At 61.0% G+C, this 3,081-nt stretch carries 3 protein-coding genes; all 3 read left to right on the forward strand.

The window, feature by feature from the left end; all coding sequences use genetic code 11:
• A partial coding sequence (cysG, locus tag ABYT07_RS20065) for a siroheme synthase CysG (RefSeq protein ID WP_372993777.1) occupies positions 1-1,136 on the forward strand: 1,136 nt, incomplete at its 5' end.
• The gene (locus ABYT07_RS20070; RefSeq protein ID WP_372993778.1) at positions 1,136-1,429 is read left to right on the forward strand and encodes a DUF2849 domain-containing protein; all 294 of its coding nucleotides are present in this window, start codon (positions 1,136-1,138) and stop codon (positions 1,427-1,429) included. The genes cysG and ABYT07_RS20070, both read left to right, overlap by 1 nt.
• A partial coding sequence (locus ABYT07_RS20075) for a nitrite/sulfite reductase (protein ID WP_372993779.1) occupies positions 1,429-3,081 on the forward strand: 1,653 nt, incomplete at its 3' end. The genes ABYT07_RS20070 and ABYT07_RS20075, both read left to right, overlap by 1 nt.

The raw sequence follows: 3,081 nt of genomic DNA on the forward strand, positions 1-3,081 counted from the left end.
CCCGCACCGCCGCCATCGCCCGTGCCGAAGGCGCGTTGGTGAACATCGTCGACAACCTGCACGACAGCGCCTTTATCACCCCCGCTATTGTAGACCGCGACCCTGTGACAATCGCCATCGGCACCGAGGGTGCTGCCCCCGTGTTGGCCCGCGCAATCAAGGCCGATCTTGAGGAACGCCTGCCCGCAACGCTGGGGACACTGGCGCGCATCGGCAAAGGGTTTCGCAAGATGGCAGATGCCCTGCCCTTTGGCCGTGCGCGGCGTGATTTCTGGCGTGACTATTACTTCAACGCAGGCCCCCGCGCGGTGGCTGGCGGCGACACGGCTGTTGAGGTCGCACTTGATGATTTACTGAACGACCACCTGACCCGCGCCGCACGCCCAGGTCACATCGCCTTTGTCGGTGGTGGCCCCGGCGATCCAGAACTGCTGACGCTCAAGGCCCGTCGCGCTTTGGACGAGGCTGACGTGGTGATCTATGACCGCCTGATCAGCCCCGAGATCCTCGAACTGGCCCGCCGCGAGGCACTAATGATCGACGTCGGCAAAGAAGGGTTCGGCCCCTCGACATCGCAGGAAACCATTAACGATCTGCTGGTGGAGCATGCCAGCGGTGGTGCGCAGGTCGTGCGCCTGAAGTCAGGTGATGCCACCGTGTTCGGCCGTCTGGACGAAGAAATCGACGCTGTTGATGCCCACAACATCGGCTGGCACATCGTTCCCGGTATCACGTCGGCCTCTGCTGCGGTTGCCGCCATCGGCCAAAGCCTGACCAAGCGCGACCGCAACGCGTCGGTCCGGTTTCTGACAGGTCACGACATGAAAGGGTTTGCCGATCACGATTGGGCCGCCTTGGCCCGTCCGGGCGAGGTCGCCGCGATCTATATGGGCAAGAAATCTGCCCGCTTCATCCAAGGCCGCCTGATCATGCACGGCGCTGACCGCAACACGCCTGTGACCGTGATCGAAAACGCATCGCGGCCCGAACAGCGCATTCTGGAAACCACACTGGACCGGTTGCCCGCCGATTTGACGGAGGCCGAAATGAACGGCCCCGCGCTGACATTCTATGGCCTTGCCCCGCGCGCGGCGGCATTGGCCTCAACAGAAATCCTGCAAGAGGAGATGGCATAATGGCCAAGCCCTTTACCCCCAAAGTTGTCACCGCAAACGCCCTGCTTGAGGGCGATGTGATCTATCAAACCGCCACCGGCTGGACCCGCAATCTGGCACAAGCCGAGGTTCTGACCGACGAAGCAGATGCCGATCTGCGGATGATTGATGCGAGCCAGCAGGCTGATCTGGTCGTTGGCGTCTATCTGGCCGATGTCGACCCCGATCCGGTGCCGCAGCCGGTTCACTTTCGCGAAGCGTTCCGCGCCAAAGGCCCGTCAAACTATGCCCACGGCAAACAGGAGGTCCTGTAATGTATAGCTATACCGAATTCGACGATGCCTTTCTGGCCGAACGCAACGCGCAATTCCGCGCGCAGGTTGAACGCCGCATTGATGGATCGCTGACCGAGGATGAATTCAAGCCGCTGCGCCTGATGAACGGCCTCTATCTGCAACTGCACGCTTATATGCTGCGCGTGGCGATCCCTTACGGAACGCTGAACGGCGCGCAGATGCACAAGCTGGCCGACATCGCTGACACATGGGACAAGGGCTATGGCCACTTCACCACGCGGCAGAACATCCAGTACAACTGGCCGCAACTGCGCGATGTGCCCGATATGCTGGATGCGCTGGCCGAGGTAAACATGCACGCGATCCAGACGTCGGGGAACACCATCCGGAACGTTACCGCCGACCATTTCGCAGGTGCCGCCGCAGACGAGGTCGCCGATCCGCGCCCCGTGGCCGAACTGATCCGCCAATGGTCAACTGATCACCCCGAATTCCAGTTCCTGCCACGCAAGTTCAAGGTCGCCGTGTCCGGTGCCGCCCATGACCGTGCGGTGATCAAGGCCCATGACATCGGCTTGCAAATCGTCGAACAAGATGGCGTGCTTGGCTTTCAGGTGATCGTTGGCGGTGGTCTTGGGCGCACGCCAATGATCGGCAAGGTGCTCTATGATTTCGTTGCATCCGAAGACTTGCTGCCCACACTTGAGGCGATTGTGTCGGTCTACAACCTGCTGGGCCGCCGCGATAACAAATACAAAGCCCGTATCAAAATCACCGTGCATGAGAACGGCATCGAAGATATCCGCGCACGCGTCGATGAACGCTATGCGCTGATCCGCCCGCAGTTCACCGGTGTGGATCAACAGATGCTGGCCCGGATCGAGGCTGATTTCGCCAAGCCGACATTCAAGACCGCCCCGCTGGACGCCTATACCGCAGCCTATGACAGTGATCCCATCTTCCGCAGCTGGGCCGACACCAATCTGTCGGACCACCATGCACCGGGCTATGCCATCGTGTCGATCAGCCTCAAGGCCCACGGCGAAACCCCCGGCGATGCATCATCGCACCAGATGCACGTGATGGCGGACCTCGCCGCGACATATGGCCATGATGAACTGCGCATCAGTCACGAGCAGAACGTGATCCTGCCCCATGTCCACCGCAACGATTTGCCGGCCCTGCATGCGGCGCTGAAAGACGCCAGACTAGCCACAGCAAACATCGGCCTGATCTCCGACATTATCGCTTGCCCCGGCATGGATTACTGCGCGCTGGCCACAGCCCGTTCGATCCCGATCGCTCAGGAGATCGCGACCCGCTTTGACGAACTCAAGCTGGAACACGATGTCGGTCCTCTCAAGATCAAGATCTCGGGCTGCATCAACGCCTGTGGTCACCACCATGTGGGCCATATCGGGATTCTGGGCCTTGATCGTGCAGGTGTGGAAAACTATCAGATCACCCTTGGTGGCGACGGTACCCAAGACGCGACCCTTGGCGAACGCGCCGGTCCCGGTTTCTCGGCTGATGAAATCATCCCCGCCATCGAACGCCTTGTGCGCGGCTATCTAAACCTGCGCAGTGAACCCTCCGAGACCTTCCTGCAGACCTACCGCCGCCTTGGGTTGGCCCCGTTCAAGGCCGCCCTCTATCCGGAAGCCCGTGCC

Origin of the sequence: Sulfitobacter sp., from assembly GCF_041552635.1 — a bacterium.
GTDB lineage: Bacteria > Pseudomonadota > Alphaproteobacteria > Rhodobacterales > Rhodobacteraceae > Sulfitobacter.

What these genes read in the sequence shown, in the direction of transcription:
- ABYT07_RS20070 (WP_372993778.1), top strand. Translation starts at nt 1,136, where the DNA reads ATGGCCAAGCCCTTTACCCCCAAAGTTGTCACCGCAAACGCCCTGCTT.